The organism is Microbacterium sp. SW12, from assembly GCF_055391095.1.
The window spans coordinates 1,091,115-1,110,508 of sequence record NZ_AP024335.1 but is presented as its reverse complement, the minus strand read 5'-3'; the positions used below and the strand labels follow the sequence as shown (position 1 = coordinate 1,110,508).

Below are 19,394 nucleotides of genomic sequence, written 5' to 3'. Positions count from 1 at the left end.
TCCCTCCCCGTCCATTGTCGCGATCACTCGGCCGCAAGCGCTACCTCTCGCGCACTCACCAGCAATAGGGTGGGAGCGGTTCCCAACACGAAGGAGTGTCTGTGACCGCCGATGCCGCCACGACCCGAGTCGCCGCATCCGACCTCTCCCCGCGCTGGTGGTGGGGGTTCTTGCCCTACGTTGCGGTGTCGATCGTGCACGTCACGGCGCTGCTGTCGGGGTGGGATGCCGTGAGCGGCCCCACCAAGCTGGCACTCATGCCGCTTCTTGCCGTGGCTGTGCTCTGGGGTGGCCGCGGGTCGCAGTGGGGTCCGCCCTACACGCTGCTTTTTGTCGCTCTCGCGCTGTCGTGGCTCGGCGACGGCGCCGCGACCTTCTTCCCGTTCCTCGATGACGAGCTGCCGGCGATGCTCCTGTGCTTCGGCCTCGCGCATGTCGCCTACATCGTTTTGTTCTGGCGGTTCTTCGCGGTTCGGCGTGTGCCGTGGTGGTCTGCCGTCTACGCCGTGTGGTGGGTCGTCCTGGTCGTGTACCTCTGGCCGACTCTCGGCGGACTCGCGGTGGCGGTCGCGCTCTACGGCCTCGTTCTCGGCGGAACCGCCGTGCTCTCGACGCGGTGCCACCCCGCCATCGCGTGGGGCGGCGCGTTCTTCCTGATCTCCGACACGGTGCTCGCGTTCCGGCTGTTTCTTCCAGACTCCATGCCGTCGGGAAGCAGCGCCCTCGTCATGATCACCTACACACTCGGGCAGGGACTCATCGCCGTGGGCGCCGTGATCGCGACCCACGCGGCGCGGGCCGCGAGAGAATCGACGGTGTGACCGACTCCGTGCGCGTGGATGCCTGGCTCTGGGCAGTCCGGGTCTACAAAACCCGATCCGCAGCCACTGCGGCGTGCCGTGCGGGGCATGTTCGCGTCGGAGGCGATCGCGCGAAGGCCGCACAACCCGTGCGGATCGGCGATGAGCTGCGCATCCGGATCGCAGGCTTCGACCGCATCCTCGTCGTCAAGCAGCTCCTGACCAAGCGCGTCGGTGCACCGGCGGCAGCCCTCGCGGTAGACGATCGCACCCCGGCCCGGCCGTCGCGGGAAGAGACACCCTTCGTTCCCGTCCGTGATCGCGGGGCGGGCAGGCCGACCAAGCGTGAGCGCCGCGATATCGACCGGCTGCGCGGCCGGTCCGCCGAATAACGCTCGTTACGCGGACGCGTCAAGCTGATCGAGCAGCCAGCCTGCACCGACCACCCGCGCACCCACTGTGCTGACCCGGGCGGCCAGTCCTCGGTCGCTCGTCACGACCACGACCTGCTCACCGGCGCCGATGCGCCGCTGCGTCTCGGCGACGATTTCGTCATCCCCCTCGCCGGGTGCCAGCACGACACGGATGCCGGCGCCTGCGTCATCCGCAGGTCGAGCCGCGCCTTTGGCCTGACCCTCGAGCACGACCGCCACGGCAGGGAACCAGTGCGCTCCCGGAAGCCCGAGCGCCTCGGCATCCACTCCCCGCGCCTGCCAGTGCCGAACCCGTTCGAGCAGGCGCTCGGCCGCACCAGCACGGTCGCGCCACCATCCGTCTGGCACCGAACCCACGACGTTCGCGGAGTCGACGACGACCGCAGGACGCACCGACAGCAGCGGGCGAAGATGCTCCCACGCCGAGGCGAAGGCCGGATGCAGCGGTCGATCCGCGACCGCGTCCACGGGAACCCACTCGAGCGCAACGCTCTCGGCATCCGCGATTCGCGGGTCGAACGGCACGATGACGTCGGCGATCACCGTTGTGTACGACCAGATATCGAGATCGAGCACGCTCCAGAACCGCTGCCGCACGGCATTCGGCGGCACCGCGGCTTCCTCCCGAGCCTCGCGAAGCGCCGCCACACCGGCATCCTCGTTCTCGTGTCGCGCACCGCCGGGCAGCGCCCAGGTTCCGCCGTGGTGGCTCCAGCCGACGCGGTGCTGCAACAGGATGCCGCGCTCGGCATCCACGGCGAGCAGACCCGCTGCGCCGAACCGACCCCAGTAGCGCTCCCCCGTCGGCGCGATCACCCACGCGTCACCGGGATCGCGCGGGCCCGACGGGCGGCGCGGCTCTCCGGGAGCGGGGGGTTGGATCGTCACGATCTCAGCCTGTCACACCGCGCGGGCTCTCCCGGTCGCAGCCCCCCTCCGTTCAGTCGCGCCTTGTTGCGGCATCCCAGCCCCAATAGCCACAACACGGCGCGACCGAACATGCGCACTCAACCCCCAGGAGCCCCCCTTTTGTTCAGTCGCGCCTTGTTGCGACACCCCGGGCAGCACACCCGCAACACGGCGCGACCGGAAGAAATCGGATCCAGTATCCGAGACCCCCCGGTTCAGTCGCGCCTTGCTGCGGCATCCAGCCCTCAACACCCGCAAGAAGGCGCGACCGAAACTGACGACGAGGCCCGATACCGACGCTCGAGGCCGACGCTCGAGGCCGGTCGCGCGCTAGATGAACAGGGTCGTCCCAGACTTCTGGGCCTCGCCGAGGAACGTCGCGACGCCACCGAAGTCGATGCCCTCCTGCAGATCCGATTCGGCGATGCCGAGCAGGTCCATCGTCATCGTGCACGCCACCAGCTGCGCGCCACCCTCGCGCGCCGAGATCATGAGCTCCTCGAGCGTCGGGACGTTGTGCTGCTTCATGACGTCCTTGATCATCTTGGGCCCCATGCCCGCCATGTTCATCTGAGACAGCGGCAGGTGGCCGGCATCTGAGGGCATCATCATCGCGAACATCCGGTCCATGACCTTCTTCTCGCGCGGCGGCGCATCGTGTCGGCGCAGCATGTTCAGCCCCCAGAACGTGAAGAACATCGACACCTTCTGCCCCATCGCGAGCGCCCCGTTGGCGATGATGAACGCGGCGATCGCCTTGTCGAGGTCGCCCGAGAAGACGACGAAGGATGTCTGATTCAGCGTCTGCACGGCGCGCGGGGCATCCGTTCCCGCGCTCTTGCGGAAGGTCGCCACATAGCCGGGCCCCTCGGGTGCGATCGCGAGCATCTCGTGGCCGTGGCTTGCGGCCCACGCCGGAGCGTCGTGCGCGAACCCGGGATCCGAGACGTGCACGACGACGTCGTCGCCCGGCTGCAGCTCGTCCATCTGCTTCGTGAGCTTCATGATCGGGCCTGGGCACGCGAGCCCCGTGCAGTCGAGGTCGACCACCTGGCCCGACCCCTTCACCTGGGCGAGCAGATCGGATGCCTCGGCATACGGGATTTCGGCGGGCTTGGCCACGAACCCCACGGGCTCGAGGTCATGGAAGAAGCGGAACGTGGTCGAGCCACCCGACAGCGTTCGTACATCCGTGAACCCGCGCTGCACGAGCGCCCGGTATGCGAGGTAGCTGCGGAAGCCCACAGCGCAGTAGAGACGGATGGGAACATCCCGGTCCCAGCTCTGGCACACTTCGCGGATGATCCCGAGGGGCACGTTCTCGGCGCCCGAGATGTGCCAGATGTCGTACTCCACCTCGGTGCGCACATCGATGATGCGGCATCCGTCGGTCGCTGCCGGATAGTCCTTCGCGTACCAGAGCTTCAGGTCGCCGCTGAGCACGTTACTCGCGACGAAGCCCACCATGTTGACGGGGTCTTTGGCCGACCCGAAGGGCGGTGCGTACGCGAGCTCGAGGTGCTCAAGGTCGTGAACTGTCGCGCCGAGCCGGATTGCCGTCGCGAAGACATCCAGCCGCTTGTCGACCCCGTCGAACCCTGCGATCTGCGCCCCGAGAAGCTTGCCGTCCGTCGGCGAGAACGTGACCTTGATGTGCATCTGCGCCGTGCCCGGGTAGTACCCGGCATGCCCCGAGGGATGCACGTGCGCGGTGAGGTAGTCGACGCCAGCCCGCTCGAGCTGACGCTCATTGGCACCGGTGGCGCCGGCTGTCATCTCGAACACCTTCACGATTGAGGTGCCCTGCGTCGAGAGGTACTCGGTGTCGCGACCGCAGATGTTCTCGGCGGCAACGCGAGCTTCGCGGTTCGCGGGCCCTGCAAGGGGTGTGATCCAGCGCCCCGGCAGCACGGTGTGCGCGGTCTCGACAGCGTCGCCCGCCGCCCAGATGTGCGGGTCGGAGGTGCGCATGTGCGTGTCGACGACGATGCCGCCGCGCTCGCCGATCTCCAGCCCCGCCTCGCGGGCCAGGGTCACGTTCGGGCGCACGCCCGCAGACAGCACGACGAGGTCGGCCGGAAGCGACTGTCCGTTGTTGAGTTCGACGCGCAGCATCCCATCGGATGCCTGCGTGAAGGCTGCGGCCGCGGTGCCGAGCTGCAGTTCGACGCCGCGCCCCCGCGCGTGCTGCTCGACGGGAATCGAGACGTCCTTATCCAGCGGCGGGAGGATCTGGTCGGCGAGCTCGACGATGGTGACCTCAGCCCCGCGATGGATGAGGTTCTCAGCCATCTCGATGCCGATGTACCCGGCGCCGATCACGACGGTCTTCGCGGCCCGTCCCCGGGACGCTGCGGCGGCCAAGACCTCGTCGAGGCGCGACTTAATGGCATCCATGTCGGCGACGTTTCGCAGGGTGTGGATGCCGGGAAGATCGATCCCCGGCAGCGGAAGCTGCAGCGGATCGGCACCCTGGCACAGCGCGAGCGCGTCATAGGACTCGGTGTATTCGCGGCCTGTCGCGACCTCGCGCACCGTCACCGTCTGGGCGGCCCGGTCGAGCTCAACCACGTCCTGGCCGATGCGCACGTCGATGTCGAGCGATTCGCGAAGGCTCTCGGGAGTCTGCAGCAGGAGGCGACTTCGATCGGCGATGACACCACCGATGTGGTACGGCAGACCGCAGTTCGCAAACGACACGTACTCGCCCCGCTCGAGCACCACGATCTCGGCCGACTCGTCCAGACGGCGAGCTCTCGCGGCAACGGATGCCCCTCCAGCGACTCCTCCGACGACGACGATCTTCATGGCGCTCTCCTTCACATTCGGGCCGCAACGGTTCGCGGCTCCGACATGAAGGTACTCCCGGGGGTATACCTCCAGTCAGGGGCCAAGGTCCCCCCATCGGTGACCCAGGTCCGGACACCCTGGACTCGGTCGCGCCAAACTGCGACATCCACGGCAATCCACCCGCAACCCGGCGCGACCGAAAGAGATGGGCTCTACCATCCCAGTCCACCCCCTCACACTTCGGTCGCGCCTTGTTGCGCCATCCAGCGCTCAACACCCGCAACACGGCGCGACCGAACAGTTGGGCTTTGGCCAGATACTCCTCCGTGGCGTTTTCGCTGGGACCGACACGCGATGCTGTACGCCGCCACAAGGATGCAGGATGCCATGTGGTCTGACCATGTCGATCACCACATATTGTGTCGAGCTCGAGATCGAGCACTGCATATAGTGGCATTCCCGCGATCCGGGAAACCCTCCGAACCGCGCGCCCACACTCCGAAGGAAGCCGCCGATGAAACCTCGCCCTGCCGCCTCACCGCGAACCGTGGCCGTGTCAGACACGATCAACGAATACCTGTCCCGGTCGGACTGGCGCGTGAACGCGAACGCGAACCAGGGCTACTCGCTCGGCGGCATGATCCTCAACACCGCGGGCAAGATCATCGCGAACTACTGGCTCGATGAGGTGTACTCCCCCGAGGCCGGAGCCGCGCACCGCGACGGCGACATCCACATCCATGACCTCGATATGTTCGCCGGATACTGCGCGGGATGGTCGCTCCGCACCCTCCTGGAACAGGGCTTCAACGGCATCCCCGGCCGGATCTCCTCTGCGCCGCCACGACACCTGTCGGCAGCGACCGGTCAGATGGTCAATTTCCTCGGCACGCTGCAAAACGAGTGGGCGGGCGCACAGGCGTTCAGCTCCGTCGACACGTATCTCGCGCCTTTCGTTCGCATCGACGGGCTCTCGTACGACCAGGTGCTCCAGGCTGTGCAAGAACTGGTCTTCAACCTCAACGTCCCCTCCCGCTGGGGAACGCAGACGCCCTTCACGAATCTGACGTTCGACTGGACGTGCCCCGACGACCTCGCAGACCAGCGGCCCCTGATCGGGGGCGTCGTGCAGGACTTCACCTACGGAGACCTCGCCGAGGAGATGTCGCTGATCAACCGCGCGTTCATCGAGGTCTACGCCGACGGGGATGCCGACGGTCGCGCCTTCACGTTCCCCATCCCGACCTACAACATCACGAAGGACTTCGATTGGGACGGCCCGAACGTCGACGCCCTCTTCGCGATGACAGCCCGCTACGGACTCCCCTACTTCCAGAACTTCATCAACTCAGACCTTGACCCGCACATGATCCGCTCGATGTGCTGCAGGCTCCAGCTGGACCTCACCGAGCTCCTCAAGCGCGGAAACGGGCTCTTCGGATCCGCTGAGCAGACCGGATCGATCGGCGTCGTCACGATCAACTGTGCCCGCCTCGGATACCTCCACCCCGGCGACCGGCAGGGAGTTCTCGACCGACTCGATGAGCTGATCGCCATCGCCCGCGACAGCCTTGAAGCCAAGCGCGCAGAGATCGGCCGCCACATCGACGGTGGCCTGTTCCCGTACACGAAGCGCTATCTCGGCACGCTCGACAACCACTTCTCAACGATCGGCGTCAACGGCATCAACGAGTTCATCCGCAACTTCACCCTCGACGCTCACGACATCACGGATGCCGAGGGCATGGAGTTGGCGTCGTGGCTGCTCGAGCACGTTCGGGCTCGCATGGTCGAAGCCCAGGAACAGACGGGGCACATGTACAACCTCGAAGCGACCCCCGCCGAAAGCGCGACCTACCGGTTCGCGCGGCTGGACATCGCCAGATTCGGCGATCAGAGCGGCGCTCCCCGGGGCGCCGGCGGCGACGGCATCCGCCACGCGGGCACCGCCGACCACCCGTACTACACAAACTCGTCGCAGCTTCCCGTCGGCTACACCGATGATCCGTTCGAGGCGATGAGCCTCCAAGAGCCGCTGCAACAGCTCTACACCGGCGGAACCGTGCTGCACCTGTACCTCGGCGAAGCCGTTGCGTCGGCATCCGTCTGCAAGAACCTGGTTCGGCGTTCCCTCGAGCAGTTCCGGCTCCCCTACCTCACTGTCACGCCCACCTTCTCGATCTGCCCCGCACACGGATACGTCTCGGGCGACCACCCGCTCTGCCCGCGCTGCGGTCGGGACTGCGAGGTGTGGACGCGCGTCATGGGCTACTTCCGGCCGGTGTCCTCGTTCAACATCGGCAAGCAGGGCGAAGCCGCCGAGCGCGTGTACTTCGATGCCACCCGTGCCGCGGCGGAGCCGGAAGCCGCCGAGCCGGATGCAGCGCCCCCGGCGCTGGCGCGACAATGAACGCGCTCGCGTCAGAGACAGCTGACGAGCTACGCATCGCCGGACTCACGAGATTCTCGGGAGCAGACTGGCCGGACCACCTGGCCGCGACGGTCTTCCTTCAGGGGTGCCCGTGGGACTGCGTCTACTGTCACAACCCCGACCTCATCGACCCCCACAGCACCGGCACGATCGCGTGGCGCGAGGTCCTCGCGTTCCTCGACGAGCGCCGCACCCAGCTCGACGGCGTCGTCTTCTCCGGCGGTGAACCGACGATGCAGACCGCGCTGGTCCCCGCCATCGACGAGGCGCGACGGCTCGGCATCCGGGTCGGCCTGCACACCGGGGGCGCGTTTCCCTCGCGACTGGACTCGGTCCTTCCCCAACTGGACTGGGTCGGCCTCGACATCAAGGCATCCGCCGCCGACTACGCCACCGTGACGCAGCGCCGCGGCAGCGGCATCCATGCCTGGCGCTCCCTGCGGCGCCTGCTGGATGCCGCACGGGCGCGCGCGGGCAGCGAACGCCCGCTGGAGTACGAGGTGCGCACGACCGTCCATCCGACGCTCACCGATGCCAGCCGACTGCGCCTGTTGGGCGAACAGCTGCTTGCCGAAGGCGTGCAGTGGTGGGCGCTGCAGTGCGCCCGCGCTATCGGCACGCGGCCAGAGCTCCCGCACGCATCCGGAGGCGAGGCGGCAACGACCAAGCTCGTCGAGATGATCGCGGCCGAATTCGACGGAGCCTTCGCGAACGTCGTCACGCGCTGACCGCCGTTGTCAAGACCCTCGCACCGCCGACGCACGAGTGCTCGGGTGGTCTCATGGGAAACGCACACGACCACGAGATGATCGAAACTCCAGAGAACGGCGAGACGCACGGCCAGTGGGAAGACCACGACTTCGGTGATGCCGAGTCAGGAACGGACAAGGGCACCGGCGACCCGGGCGACGACCGCTCGCACCTGCAGGACCTGCCGCCGGCCAAGACCGACGGCGCCTGAGCGCGGCGCGCGAAAACTTCAGCGCTGGCGGCGCTCGCGGACTCGCATGTTGAGCACGATCGGCGTCCCCTCGAAACCGAACAGCTCGCGCAGGCGACGCTGAATGAACCGGCGATAGCCGGGGTCGAGGAATCCGGTCGTGAACAGCACGAACGTCGGCGGACGCGTCGCGGCCTGCGTACCGAACAGGATGCGGGGCTGCTTGCCACCGCGCAGCGGGTGCGGGTGTTCGGCCACGAGTTCAGCCAGGAAGGCATTGAACTTGCCGGTCGGGATCCGCTGATCCCACGACTCCAGCGCCGTCTCGAGCGCCGGCACGAGCTTCTCGAGGTGACGGCCGGTCCGGGCAGAGATGTTCACCCGGGGGGCCCACGACACGTGAGCGAGATCCTGTTCGATCTCCCGTTCGAGGTACCGGCGACGGTCCTGGTTCTCGAGCTCGGGCGTTGCGAGCAGGTCCCACTTGTTGAACGCCAGCACGAGCGCTCGCCCGGACTCCAGCACCAGGTCGATGATCCGCACGTCTTGCTCGCTGAGCGGCTGGCTGACATCGAGCACGACGACGGCGACCTCAGCCTTCTCGAGCGCCGCTGAGGTCCGAAGCGAGGCGTAGAAGTCGGCGCCCTGCTGCAGGTGAACGCGGCGACGGATGCCGGCAGTATCAACAAAGGTCCACAGGCGCCCCCCGATCTCGACGATCTCATCGACCGGGTCGCGCGTGGTTCCCGCCAGCTCGTTGACGACGACCCGCTCCTCGCCGGCAGCTTTGTTCAGGAGCGACGACTTGCCCACATTGGGGCGACCGAGGATCGCGACACGGCGCGGCCCGCCGATCTCGTGCTTGGCGACGGCTGAGACATCCGGCAGCACCTTCATGATCTCGTCGAGAAGGTCAGCAACCCCGCGGCCGTGGATCGCGGAAACCGGATGCGGCTCCCCGAGCCCCAGGTTCCACAGCGCGGCAGCCTCGGGCTCCTGACGGGCGTCATCGATCTTGTTGGCGACGAGGAAGACGGGCTTGCCGCTCTTACGCAGCAGCTTGACGACGTGCTCGTCGGTCGAGGTGGCCCCGACCATCGCGTCGACCACGAACAGCACGACATCCGAGAGGTCGATCGCCACCTCGGCCTGCGCCGCCACCGACCGGTCGATACCACGGGCGTCAGGCTCCCACCCGCCGGTGTCGACGAGGGTGAACCGGCGGTCCATCCACTCGGCCTTGTAGGTCACGCGGTCGCGTGTCACGCCCGGAGTGTCTTCGACGACTGCCTCGCGGCGCCCGAGGATGCGGTTCACGAGCGCCGACTTGCCGACGTTCGGACGTCCGACGATCGCGACGACCGGCAACGCCGGCAGGTACTCGATGCCGTCCTCACCGGCCACGAGCCCAGCGAGGACCGCGGCGTCATCCTCGTCCAGGTCGTAGTCATCGAGGGTCGCTCGCAGCGCTGCTGCCCGGGACTCCGCCAGTTCCTCGTCGAGGTCCGCGAGAGTATCGGCGAGGTGGTCCTCGCCCGCGGCGGTCTCGTCAAACTCGTCACCAGTGGTGCTCATGGTCAGTCCTTCCCCTCCACGCCCGGGGCTACCCGGTCGGGGTCCACTGGCGCGGCGCCCCCGAGTTCCCGGCGTGCGACGGCGAGCACTTCTGCCACCGTCTCGTCGAAATCCAACGCGGTCGAATCGACCACGGCAACGCCTGGAGCGGCGGTCAGGAAGTCCACGACCTTCGAGTCCGACGAATCGCGGCGCCGCAACGCCTCCGCGACCTCTGCCGCGGTCGATCCGCTGATCTCGGCGCTGCGTCGCGCAGCCCGAACCGCGGGATCAGCGGTCAGCAGGATCCGCGCCGGCGCATCCGGGGCGACGACGGTCGTGATGTCCCGACCCTCCACGACAACCCCGGGACGACCGGATGCCGCCACCAGGCGCCGGAACGCCGCATTGATCGCTCGTCGGATCGCCGGAACGCGGGCGACGCCGCTCACGGCATCCGTCACCCGCTGCTCGCGAATCGCCTCGGTTACATCGACTTCGCCCGATCGCACCCAATAGTCATCAGGGTCCAGGGAAATGCGGAAGTCGAAGTCGCTGACGGCTTCCAGCACAGCAGTGGCATCGGAGGTGTCGACCTCGCGCGCCAACGCGTGCCACGCGAGCGCCCGATACGCCGCTCCCGTGTCGAGGTAGCCGAAGCCGAGCGCGCGGGCCACCTGCTTCGACACGCTGGACTTGCCGCTGCCGGCAGGGCCATCAACCGCGACGATCACGACGTCGGACGCGGCGGTGTCTGCGGCGACAGTGTCGGCGGCCACAGTGTCGGCGGCCACAGCCTCGGGGGCGGTATCAGTCATTGGTGGTGCTCGCGATCTTCCATCCGCGCTTCTCGAGTCCGGCTGTCGCGTCGCGCAGCACGGATGGCGCGACGGCGATTTCGGCGAGGCCGAAAGGGGCCCCCGGCGAGTGTTCCAGCCGGAAGTCTTCGACGTTGACCGCGAGCGCGCCCAGGTCACCGAACAGGCGGCCGAGTTGCCCGGCGGTGTCATCGACCATCACCACGAGGGACGCGAAGCGGCGGTTCTGGCCGTGCTTACCGGGCAGGCGCTCCACGCCCTCGTTGCCCCGGCGAATGGTGTCGGCGATCTCGCGTCGAGCTCCCGGCGCCTCGGGCGTGCGGAGCGCCTCGGCGACGGCGGCAAGGTCCTGCGACAGTGCGTCGAGGATGTCGACGACGGGGGCGGCATTGGCCGCCAGGATCTGCACCCAGAGCTCGGGAGCCGAAGCGGCGATTCGGGTGGTGTCGCGAACGCCCTGACCGGCGAGCCGCAGCGACCCGTCGGGGGCGTCGGTGAACCGGCCTGCCAGCAGGCTCGCCACCAGCTGCGGGACGTGTGAAACGAGGGCTACCGAACGGTCGTGGTCTTCGGGGGTCATCTCGATCGGGGTCGCCCCGAGATCCAGCGCGAGCGCCTCGACGAGGGCAAGGTCGGATGCCGGGGTCTTGCCGTCACGGCAGACCACCCACGGGCGACCGATGAACAGGTCGGCCCGCGCTGAAATCGCACCGCCCCGCTCACGACCGGCCAGCGGATGGGACCCGATGTAGTGCGTGAGGTCGACGCCGCGAGCTTGGAGCTCCTGCAACGGCTCAAGCTTGACGCTCGCGACATCCGTCACGACGGCGCGCGGGAACGTGCGCAGTTCCCGCTCGACGACGTCGGCGACGACATCCGGCGGAACCGCGACGACGATGAGCGTGGGCTCGTCGGCGGGCGTGGCAGCGCGTCCGGCGCCGTAATCGATGGCGAGACGCAGTTGCGATGGCGAAGCATCCTCGAGCACGACATCCACGCCCAGCGCGCGCAGCGCGTGCCCGACGCTGGCGCCGAGGAGACCGGCACCGACGACGCGCACTGTGCCGGTGACGCGTGGGGTCAGCGAATCACCGCCTGCCACGGCTGACGTATCGGGGCTCGTCACGGGGAAGTCTCCTGAGAATCGGGCGACGAAGAGTCGTCAGCCTCGTGGCGCGCGATCTCTTGCTGCGGGTCACCCTCGCGGCGCGCAAGAGTCAGCAATGCGCCTCGTTCTACTGTAGTCAACTCCCTCACCGCCCCGACCGGGAGGCTTCCCAGGTGCAGCGGGCCGAACTGGCGGCGCACGAGCTCCACGACCGGATGACCCACCTCGGCCATCATCCGTCGCACGATGCGGTTGCGGCCCGAGTGCAGGGTGAGTTCCACGAGCGAGCCACCGCCGGCATCGGATGCCGACAGCAGCCGCGCCTTGTCGGCGGCTATCGGGCCATCCTCCAGCGTCACTCCGCGTGTGAGCCGCGCGATCGTCTGCGGCGTGACGCGCCCCTCGACCTTGGCGATGTAGACCTTCGTCACCCCGAACGACGGGTGTGAGAGCACGTGCGCCAACTCACCGTCGTTCGTGAGGACGAGCAGTCCGCTGGTATCGGCATCCAGGCGTCCGACGTTGAAGAGTCGCTCCGACCATTCCGCCGTGTATTCGCGAAGATCCGGGCGGCCCCGCTCGTCGCGCATCGAGCTGACGACGCCGCGCGGTTTGTTGAGCACCACATATCGCTTGCTCTCATCGAGCTGCACGGCGACCCCGTCCACATCCACGAGGTCCGTGGTCGGATCGATACGCGTCCCGAGTTCGGTCACGACGCGGCCGTTCACCCGAACACGCCCGGCCGCGATCAGCTGCTCTGAGACACGACGCGACGCTACTCCGGCTCCGGCGAGCACCTTCTGCAGGCGCACGCCGTCGGGGCCCTCTGACTCGAATCCGGATGCCGTCATCGGATCGACTCCTCCGCGAAACCGTCTGCACCGTCATCGAGCAGGGGTGAGATGTGCGGCAGCTCATCAAGGGAGTTGATCCCGAGGTTCACGAGCAGGGCATCGGTCGTGCCGTAATGGATCGCCCCGGTGTCGGGATCCGTGAACACCTCCGTGATGAGACCCCGCGACAGGAGCGTCCGCACCACCGAATCGACATTGACGGCACGGATCGCCGCGACTTGCCCGCGGGTGACGGGCTGCTTGTAGGCGATGACGGCGAGCGTCTCGAGGGCAGCCTGCGAGAGCCGCGACGGAGCCTGCGTTCCGACGAAGTCGCTCACGAGATCGTCGAACTCCTCTCGCACATACATCCGCCAGCCGCCGCCGACCTCGCGCAGCTCGAACCCGCGCTTGGGGCCGCCGGTCAGACCGTCGTAGTCAGCGACGAGGGTCTCGATGGCCTGGCGTACGGCGGGCACGGGCGCCCCTACTGCCGCGGCAAGGCTCACGAGGCTGTGCGGCTCGTCGAGGATCATCATGATCGCCTCAAGCCGGCGGGTGATGTCGGAAGCGAAGTCCGAGGTCGTGTCATCGGTCATAGTCGGCTCCCAGTGTCGCAAGGTTCTCGTCCGACCACCGCTCGGCGGTCCAGCGCAGCGTGAGTTCGCCGAGGGGTTCGACCTGCTCGAATGAGAGTGCCGCGTGGCGGTACAGCTCGAGAACCGACAGGAAGCGCGCTACCACGATCCCCGGCTGGTCCACCCCGACGATCAGCTCGCGGAAGTTCAGCGATCCGGAGTTTCGAAGCAGCGTCACCACGACAGCCGCCTGCTCCCGGATGCTGACCAACGGCGCGTGCAGATGGTCGAGCCCGACCTGCGGGATCTCCTTCGGCGCGAAGGCGAGCATCGCGAGCGCAGCAAAATCCTGCGGTGAAAGCGTCCAGACCAGTTCGGGGACGGCATCCCGGTACTTCGCATCGAGCCGCACCGTGCGCGCGTGACGTGTGTCCTCGCGCACGAGGCTGCGCCCGAACCACGCCGAGACCTCCTTGAACGCGCGGTATTGCAAGAGGCGGGCGAAGAGCAGATCGCGGGCCTCGAGCAGCGCGACGCTCTCGGCATCCACCAACTCCCCCTGGGGCAGCAGGCCTGCGACCTTCATGTCCAAGAGCGTCGCGGCAACGACCAGGAACTGCGAGGACTCGTCGAGGTCGTGCTCGGGGCCGAGCGCCCGCACGTGGGCGATGAACTCGTTGGTGACCTCGCTGAGCGAAACCTCGGTGATATCGAGTTCGCGTTTGCTGATGAGTGTCAGCAGCAGGTCGAACGGGCCATCGAACACATCGAGCGTGACGCGGAACCCGCCGTCTGCTTCGGCCGCGCCATCCGCCGAGGCCACCCCATCTGCCGAGGCAACGGGAGCGGCATCCGCAGCGGCACCGGGCGCGGCATCCGTTCCCTCGTGTGCTGCAGTTTCGTGCACCTGCGGCTCATCAATGCGCCGCGGATGCACGGAACTGCCGCTCTCGTCTGACGGCACCGGAGCGGCATCCGTCGCGCTCGAGGGGTCAGGCGACGGCGCCACGGGCGACGAGCTCTCGCGCGAGCCGCAGATAGGCCTGCGCTGCGGCGTGTTCGGGAGCGAACGTCGTGATCGGCATCCCCGACACCGACGCGTCCGGGAACTTGACGGTGCGACCGATCACGGTCTCCAGCACGTCATCGCCGAACGCCTCGACGACGCGTTCGAGCACCTCACGCGAGTGCAGCGTGCGCGGGTCGTACATGGTCGCGAGTACCCCATCGAGACGGATGTCGGGGTTCAGGCGATCGCGGACCTTGTCGATCGTCTCGATGAGCAGGGCAACCCCGCGCAGCGCGAAGTACTCGCACTCCAGCGGAATGATCACGCCGTGGCTGGCGGTGAGGGCATTGACGGTGAGGAGTCCGAGCGAGGGCTGACAGTCGATGAGGATGACGTCGTATTCCCCCGCCACCTTGCGCAGCACCCGGGCAAGGATCGTCTCGCGTGCTACCTCGTTGACGAGGTGGACTTCCGCAGCCGACAGATCGATGTTCGCCGGGATGACATCGAGCCCCTCCACCGACGTCTTCACGATCGCGTCGTGCGGGTCGCGCTTGGGATCGAGCAGCAGCTCGTAGATCGTGGTGATGTCGTGCGTCGGGATGCCGAGACCCGCCGACAGCGCACCCTGCGGGTCGAAGTCGACAGCCAGCACTCGCCTGCCGTAGTCCGCGAGCGAGGCAGCGAGATTGATCGTCGTCGTGGTCTTGCCGACGCCGCCCTTCTGGTTGCACAGGGCGATCACGCGGGCAGGACCGTGCGACGACAGCGGCGGAGGGGTGTCGAACCCGCGATATGGGCGACCGGTGGGACCGAGGATGTCGGACTCCGCGTCCGTCTTCGCGCCTCGTTTGCTGCCCGCCACCGACTCTCCTGACTTCGCCATGCCGTTGATCGATTCTAGTCACCGAGCGTTCACCGACCGCGAGGCGTGCCGGGCGCGTTCGGCCCTACACTCGGGCCATGTCCAGCGCACCCCACGTCATCGTCGGAGCCGGCCCGGTCGGGTCGTCTCTCGCGCGCGTCCTCGCCGGCGACGGTGAACCGGTGATCGTCGTCACCCGCTCGGGCAGTGAACTTGGCGGCGACGGCATCAGGTCGATAGCCGCGGATGCTTCGGACCCGGAGGCGCTCACCCGCATCGCCTCCGGTGCGGCAGCGATCTACAACTGCGCGAACCCGGGGAGCTACACGCAGTGGGAACGCCTCTGGCCGCCGTTGGAGTCGGCGCTCCTGACCGCTGCCGAGTCGACCGGCGCCGTGCTCGTGACGATGTCGAACCTGTACGGCTACGGCCCCGTCACGGAGCCGATGACCGCGCAGATGCCGCTGAATCCGACTGATCACAAGGGCGCTTTGCGGGCCCGGATGTGGGAGGAAGCACGCGCGGCACACGAGGCAGGCCGCATCCGTGCCACCGAGGCCCGCGCCTCGGACTACATCGGCCCGACGCTCCCCGTTGCCAGCGGGCTCCTCGCGAGGTACGCCCAGTCGACGCTCGCCAGCAAGCCCGCATCGGTGTTCGCCGACCCTGATGTGCCACACGCGTGGACAGCGATCGACGACGTCGCACGGACCCTCGTAATGCTCGGCCGCGACGAACGGGCCTGGGGCCGGCCGTGGCTCGTGCCGAGCAATCCGCCCGTCAGTGTGCGCGAGGCGCTTCGGCGACTGAGCGCGGCGGTCGGCGCTCCCGAACCGCGACTACGCGTCGTGCCGCGGTGGCTGCTCAAGACCGGTGGTCTCGTCGTCCCGCTCCTTCGCGAAGTGGACGGAATGCTGTACCAGTTCGATGCGCCCTTCGAGGTCGATGCCACCGAGACCGAGCAGACCTTCGGCATCCGCCCGACGAACTGGGACCAGCTCCTCGCCGAGACCGCGCGAGCATGGCGGGAACGTCTGTCGTCGTGAGGCCTGCTCAGCGCGCGCGAGGGTGCGACGTCGCATACACATCACGCAGGGCGTCGACGCTGACATGCGTGTAGATCTGCGTCGTCGCGACCGAGGCATGGCCGAGGAGTTCTTGCACGACGCGGACGTCGGCGCCGCCCTGCAGCAAATGGGTCGCGAACGAGTGCCGCAGCGTGTGCGGCGACACATGCGCCTCGAGGTTCGCGCGCTCGGCGGCGGCCTGGATCACGAGCCACGCGCTCTGTCGCGATAACGGCGCCCCGCGCGCCCCGAGGAACAGCCGCGGGCTTGCCTTGCCGCGACGGGCGAGCTCGGGACGCGCCCGGGTGAGGTAGGCATCCACCGCTGCCCGCGCGTACGAGCCGATGGGAACGATGCGCTCCTTCGAGCCCTTGCCGCGCACCCGCAGGATGTCGCCATCGGTCACGTCGTCGACATCGAGGCCTACCGCCTCCGACACGCGCGCACCCGTCGCGTACAGCAGTTCGAGAAGTGCCCGATCCCGCAGCGCCACGAGATCGCCGGGTGTCGCTGCCGCAGGCTCGGGACCCGCAGCAGCCAGCAGCGCCTCGGCCTGGGCGATCGTGAGCGCCTTCGGGAGGCGCCGGGGCATCTTCGGCGGCCGCACGTGCGTCGTCGGATCGACGGGGTCGATGCCCTCGACAACGAGGAACCGATGCATCCCCCGCACCGACGACTGCAGACGCGCAAGGCTCGTGGCAGCAGGCGGCGGGTCGGATGCCGCGCGCTCGGCGATGTACTCGGTCACGAGCGCCGCGGTGACCTGCGCCGAGTCATCGATGCCGCGGTCTGCGAGCCACTGCCGGTACGGCCCGAGATCACGGCGGTACGCGGCCACCGTGTGCGCCGATAAGCCCCGCTCGATCGTGACGTGGCGCAGGTACGCATCGAGCGCCCAATCGAGCTGCATCCTCAGTCCCGGCGTTCGCGACGCAGCACTTCGGCGGCGGCGAGCACCCCCACCGAGAGGATGCCGTTACGCAGGTTCCCATCCAGGACCCCCGAGATGACCTCATCCACGGACACCCATTCGAGCCGGATGTCGGCTTCCTCGTCCTCACGCTCGTGTACCTCCGGCGCCGGGCTCAACCCGCGCGCAAGGAACAGGTGCACGACCTCGTCGTTGCCGCCCGGCGTCGTGAAGATGCTCACGAGCGGCTGCCACGACGCGGCAACAAGGTCGGCCTCCTCGGCAAGCTCCCGCTGCGCCGTCGCCATCGGCGGTTCGCCGGCGACATCGAGCAGCCCCGCCGGCACCTCCCAGTCCCGGTGGCGAATCGGATGCCGATACTGCTGGATCAGCAGCATCCGCCCCTCGTCGTCGATCGCGACCACAGCCGCAGCGCCCGGATGGTCAACGTACTCGCGCACGATCTCGGCATCGCCGTAGCGAACGGTGTCGCTGCGGACGTCCCACACCCGGCCCTCGTGCACCAGAGTTGACGAGACGACGGGAGCCTCGAACGGCTCATCGTGCACTGCGCCGGTCACGTTCTCACTCATCCGATTCGACGTCGAAGAGCTCGCTCGCGCGGTGACGGTCGAGAGCTGCACCCACGAGCCCGCGGAAAAGCGGATGCGGCGCCGTCGGCCGCGAACGCAGCTCAGGGTGGGCCTGGGTCGCGATGTAGTACGGGTGCACCTCACGCGGCAGCTCGACGTATTCGACGAGGTTCCGGTCGGGAGAGAGCCCCGAGAAACGCAGGCCTGCGGTGGCGAGGCGGTCGCGGTAGGCGTTGTTGACCTCGTACCGGTGGCGGTGGCGCTCCGAGACGCGCGTTGATTCGTAGACCTCGGCCGCGATCGAGCCCTCGTCGAGCTGCGCCGGATACAGCCCCAGCCGCATGGTGCCGCCCAGGTCGCCGTGGTCGATGATGTCGACCTGCTCGGCCATCGTCGCGATGACCGGGAACTCGGTGTCGGGATCGAACTCGCTCGAGGATGCCCCCGGCAGGTCCGCCATGTTGCGGGCGTACTCGATGACCATGCACTGCAGGCCCAGGCACAGGCCGAGCGTCGGGATGCCCTGCTCGCGCGCGAAACGCAGCGCACCGAGCTTGCCCTCGATGCCACGGATGCCGAAACCGCCGGGAACGACGATCCCATCGACCGACGCGAGCGCCTTCGCCGCGCCCTCCGGGGTCTCGCACAGGTCCGAGGGAATCCAGGTGATGGTCACGTGGGTCTCGTGCGCGAACCCACCGGCCTTCAGGGCCTCGGTCACCGACAGATAGGCGTCGGGAAGATCGATGTACTTGCCGACCAGCCCGATCGTCACCTCGTGCTTGGGGTTGTGGACCGCCTGCAGCACGCGGTTCCAGCGCGTCCAGTCCACGCGGTCGGCCCTCGCGATATCGAGAGCGTCGACGATGTAGTCATCCAGCCCCTGGTCGTGGAGCATCGTCGGGATGTCGTAGATGCTCGGCACGTCGACCGCGTTGACGACGGCGCCCTCGTCGACATCGCACATGAGCGCGATCTTGCGCTTGTTCGCCTCGGTGACGGGACGATCGCTGCGCAGCACGAGTGCGTCGGGCTGGATGCCGATCGAGCGCAGCGTCGCCACGGAGTGCTGCGTGGGCTTGGTCTTCTGCTCCCCCGAGGCTCCCATGAACGGCACGAGCGACACGTGCACGAAGAAGACGTTCTTGCGACCCAGCTCGTGCCGGATCTGGCGCGCCGACTCGATGAACGGCTGCGACTCGATGTCACCGACGGTGCCGCCGATCTCGGTGATGATGACATCGGGCTGCGGGTCCTCGGTCGCCTGCAACCGCATGCGCCGCTTGATCTCGTCGGTGATGTGCGGGATGACCTGCACCGTGTCGCCGAGGTACTCACCCCGGCGCTCGCGGGCGATGACCTGGGAGTAGATCTGTCCGGTCGTGACGTTGGCCGCTTGGCTCAGGTCGATGTCGAGGAACCGCTCGTAGTGCCCGATGTCGAGGTCAGTCTCAGCACCGTCATCGGTCACGAAGACCTCGCCGTGCTGGAACGGGTTCATCGTTCCGGGGTCGACGTTCAAATACGGGTCGAGCTTCTGCATCACGACCCGCAGGCCGCGCGCGGTGAGGAGGTTGCCGAGGCTTGCGGCAGTCAGACCCTTGCCCAGGGAGGAAACGACGCCTCCCGTGACGAAGATGTGCTTCGTCGTCGTGAGGCCCGACGAGCGGTCATCGACGGTGGGAGAAAGGGACGCCGGGGCGTCATCCGAAGGGGATCCGTGCGAGTCACTCGGGGTCTGCATCACGGGCT

18 protein-coding genes are annotated in these 19,394 nt (G+C 67.9%); 6 read left to right on the top strand and 12 right to left on the bottom strand.

Annotated elements, in window-relative coordinates; genetic code table 11:
• The first annotated feature begins 101 nt into the window (after positions 1 to 101).
• On the top strand, positions 102 to 821 hold the full coding sequence (locus MICSW_RS05530) for a lysoplasmalogenase (RefSeq protein ID WP_292727523.1): 720 nt from the start codon (positions 102 to 104) through the stop codon (positions 819 to 821).
• Positions 818 to 1,192: an RNA-binding S4 domain-containing protein gene (locus tag MICSW_RS05525; RefSeq protein WP_464497408.1), complete on the top strand. Its 375-nt coding sequence runs from the start codon at positions 818 to 820 to the stop codon at positions 1,190 to 1,192. The genes MICSW_RS05530 and MICSW_RS05525 overlap by 4 nt, the downstream gene beginning before the upstream one ends.
• A 6-nt stretch (positions 1,193 to 1,198) precedes the next feature.
• On the opposite strand, the gene MICSW_RS05520 is transcribed toward MICSW_RS05525, so the two are convergent.
• Both MICSW_RS05520 and MICSW_RS05515 read right to left on the bottom strand, forming a co-directional pair.
• Entirely contained in the window at positions 1,199 to 2,122 is a 924-nt protein-coding gene (locus tag MICSW_RS05520; RefSeq protein WP_292727527.1) for an NUDIX domain-containing protein, read from the bottom strand.
• A gap of 351 nt (positions 2,123 to 2,473) precedes the next feature.
• Positions 2,474 to 4,951 carry an FAD-dependent oxidoreductase gene (locus MICSW_RS05515; RefSeq protein ID WP_464497400.1) on the bottom strand — a complete coding sequence of 826 codons (2,478 nt, stop codon included), beginning with the start codon at positions 4,949 to 4,951 and terminating at the stop codon, positions 2,474 to 2,476.
• 496 nt (positions 4,952 to 5,447) lie between these two features.
• Here MICSW_RS05515 and MICSW_RS05510 point away from each other — a divergent pair, with 496 nt between their 5' ends.
• Genes MICSW_RS05510 through MICSW_RS05500 form a run of 3 tightly spaced genes read left to right on the top strand, consistent with a single transcriptional unit; the run spans position 5,448 to position 8,325 of the window.
• Positions 5,448 to 7,343: a ribonucleoside triphosphate reductase gene (locus MICSW_RS05510; protein WP_464497396.1), complete on the top strand. Its 1,896-nt coding sequence runs from the start codon at positions 5,448 to 5,450 to the stop codon at positions 7,341 to 7,343.
• The gene (locus MICSW_RS05505) at positions 7,340 to 8,092 is read left to right on the top strand and encodes an anaerobic ribonucleoside-triphosphate reductase activating protein (RefSeq protein ID WP_292732923.1); all 753 of its coding nucleotides are present in this window, start codon (positions 7,340 to 7,342) and stop codon (positions 8,090 to 8,092) included. The genes MICSW_RS05510 and MICSW_RS05505 overlap by 4 nt, the downstream gene beginning before the upstream one ends.
• Positions 8,093 to 8,145: 53 nt before the next feature.
• Positions 8,146 to 8,325 carry a hypothetical protein gene (locus MICSW_RS05500; RefSeq protein ID WP_292732921.1) on the top strand — a complete coding sequence of 60 codons (180 nt, stop codon included), beginning with the start codon at positions 8,146 to 8,148 and terminating at the stop codon, positions 8,323 to 8,325.
• Between the two features lie 18 nt (positions 8,326 to 8,343).
• Here the strand turns inward: MICSW_RS05500 and der are convergent, their stop codons facing one another.
• The 7 genes from der to MICSW_RS05465 form a co-directional block, all read right to left on the bottom strand.
• A complete protein-coding gene (gene der / locus MICSW_RS05495; RefSeq protein WP_292732919.1) occupies positions 8,344 to 9,879 on the bottom strand; it encodes a ribosome biogenesis GTPase Der in 1,536 nt (511 codons plus the stop codon).
• Positions 9,880 to 9,881: 2 nt separating this feature from the next.
• Positions 9,882 to 10,676: a (d)CMP kinase gene (gene cmk / locus MICSW_RS05490; protein WP_292732917.1), complete on the bottom strand. Its 795-nt coding sequence runs from the start codon at positions 10,674 to 10,676 to the stop codon at positions 9,882 to 9,884.
• Positions 10,669 to 11,802 (bottom strand): prephenate dehydrogenase, encoded by a 1,134-nt coding sequence (locus MICSW_RS05485; RefSeq protein ID WP_292725586.1) that lies wholly within the window; start codon positions 11,800 to 11,802, stop codon positions 10,669 to 10,671. The genes cmk and MICSW_RS05485 overlap by 8 nt, the downstream gene beginning before the upstream one ends.
• The gene (locus tag MICSW_RS05480; RefSeq protein WP_292725588.1) at positions 11,799 to 12,638 is read right to left on the bottom strand and encodes a pseudouridine synthase; all 840 of its coding nucleotides are present in this window, start codon (positions 12,636 to 12,638) and stop codon (positions 11,799 to 11,801) included. The genes MICSW_RS05485 and MICSW_RS05480 overlap by 4 nt, the downstream gene beginning before the upstream one ends.
• Positions 12,635 to 13,219: an SMC-Scp complex subunit ScpB gene (scpB, locus tag MICSW_RS05475; RefSeq protein ID WP_464497375.1), complete on the bottom strand. Its 585-nt coding sequence runs from the start codon at positions 13,217 to 13,219 to the stop codon at positions 12,635 to 12,637. The genes MICSW_RS05480 and scpB overlap by 4 nt, the downstream gene beginning before the upstream one ends.
• Positions 13,209 to 14,021 carry a segregation and condensation protein A gene (locus MICSW_RS05470; protein ID WP_464498250.1) on the bottom strand — a complete coding sequence of 271 codons (813 nt, stop codon included), beginning with the start codon at positions 14,019 to 14,021 and terminating at the stop codon, positions 13,209 to 13,211. The genes scpB and MICSW_RS05470 overlap by 11 nt, the downstream gene beginning before the upstream one ends.
• A 169-nt stretch (positions 14,022 to 14,190) precedes the next feature.
• Entirely contained in the window at positions 14,191 to 15,093 is a 903-nt protein-coding gene (locus tag MICSW_RS05465; protein WP_228177791.1) for a ParA family protein, read from the bottom strand.
• Positions 15,094 to 15,170: 77 nt separating this feature from the next.
• Here MICSW_RS05465 and MICSW_RS05460 point away from each other — a divergent pair, with 77 nt between their 5' ends.
• The gene (locus MICSW_RS05460; protein WP_464497369.1) at positions 15,171 to 16,118 is read left to right on the top strand and encodes an NAD-dependent epimerase/dehydratase family protein; all 948 of its coding nucleotides are present in this window, start codon (positions 15,171 to 15,173) and stop codon (positions 16,116 to 16,118) included.
• 7 nt (positions 16,119 to 16,125) lie between these two features.
• On the opposite strand, the gene xerD is transcribed toward MICSW_RS05460, so the two are convergent.
• The 3 genes from xerD to MICSW_RS05445 are packed head-to-tail and all read right to left on the bottom strand — an operon-like array spanning position 16,126 to position 19,386.
• Positions 16,126 to 17,049 (bottom strand): site-specific tyrosine recombinase XerD, encoded by a 924-nt coding sequence (gene xerD, locus MICSW_RS05455; RefSeq protein WP_464497366.1) that lies wholly within the window; start codon positions 17,047 to 17,049, stop codon positions 16,126 to 16,128.
• Positions 17,050 to 17,051: 2 nt separating this feature from the next.
• Positions 17,052 to 17,642, bottom strand: a complete 591-nt coding sequence (locus tag MICSW_RS05450; RefSeq protein ID WP_464497364.1) for an NUDIX domain-containing protein — start codon at positions 17,640 to 17,642, stop codon at positions 17,052 to 17,054.
• On the bottom strand, positions 17,635 to 19,386 hold the full coding sequence (locus MICSW_RS05445) for a CTP synthase (RefSeq protein WP_375237257.1): 1,752 nt from the start codon (positions 19,384 to 19,386) through the stop codon (positions 17,635 to 17,637). Before MICSW_RS05445 ends, MICSW_RS05450 begins: the two co-directional genes overlap by 8 nt.
• Between the last annotated feature and the right edge of the window lie 8 nt (positions 19,387 to 19,394).

What these genes read in the sequence shown, in the direction of transcription:
- MICSW_RS05515 (WP_464497400.1), bottom strand. Translation starts at nt 4,951, where the DNA reads ATGAAGATCGTCGTCGTCGGAGGAGTCGCTGGAGGGGCATCCGTTGCC.
- MICSW_RS05510 (WP_464497396.1), top strand. Translation starts at nt 5,448, where the DNA reads ATGAAACCTCGCCCTGCCGCCTCACCGCGAACCGTGGCCGTGTCAGAC.
- MICSW_RS05505 (WP_292732923.1), top strand. Translation starts at nt 7,340, where the DNA reads ATGAACGCGCTCGCGTCAGAGACAGCTGACGAGCTACGCATCGCCGGA.
- MICSW_RS05500 (WP_292732921.1), top strand. Translation starts at nt 8,146, where the DNA reads ATGGGAAACGCACACGACCACGAGATGATCGAAACTCCAGAGAACGGC.
- der (WP_292732919.1), bottom strand. Translation starts at nt 9,879, where the DNA reads ATGAGCACCACTGGTGACGAGTTTGACGAGACCGCCGCGGGCGAGGAC.
- cmk (WP_292732917.1), bottom strand. Translation starts at nt 10,676, where the DNA reads ATGACTGATACCGCCCCCGAGGCTGTGGCCGCCGACACTGTGGCCGCC.
- MICSW_RS05480 (WP_292725588.1), bottom strand. Translation starts at nt 12,638, where the DNA reads ATGACGGCATCCGGATTCGAGTCAGAGGGCCCCGACGGCGTGCGCCTG.
- scpB (WP_464497375.1), bottom strand. Translation starts at nt 13,219, where the DNA reads ATGACCGATGACACGACCTCGGACTTCGCTTCCGACATCACCCGCCGG.
- MICSW_RS05465 (WP_228177791.1), bottom strand. Translation starts at nt 15,093, where the DNA reads ATGGCGAAGTCAGGAGAGTCGGTGGCGGGCAGCAAACGAGGCGCGAAG.
- MICSW_RS05460 (WP_464497369.1), top strand. Translation starts at nt 15,171, where the DNA reads ATGTCCAGCGCACCCCACGTCATCGTCGGAGCCGGCCCGGTCGGGTCG.
- xerD (WP_464497366.1), bottom strand. Translation starts at nt 17,049, where the DNA reads ATGCAGCTCGATTGGGCGCTCGATGCGTACCTGCGCCACGTCACGATC.
- MICSW_RS05450 (WP_464497364.1), bottom strand. Translation starts at nt 17,642, where the DNA reads ATGAGTGAGAACGTGACCGGCGCAGTGCACGATGAGCCGTTCGAGGCT.
- MICSW_RS05445 (WP_375237257.1), bottom strand. Translation starts at nt 19,386, where the DNA reads ATGCAGACCCCGAGTGACTCGCACGGATCCCCTTCGGATGACGCCCCG.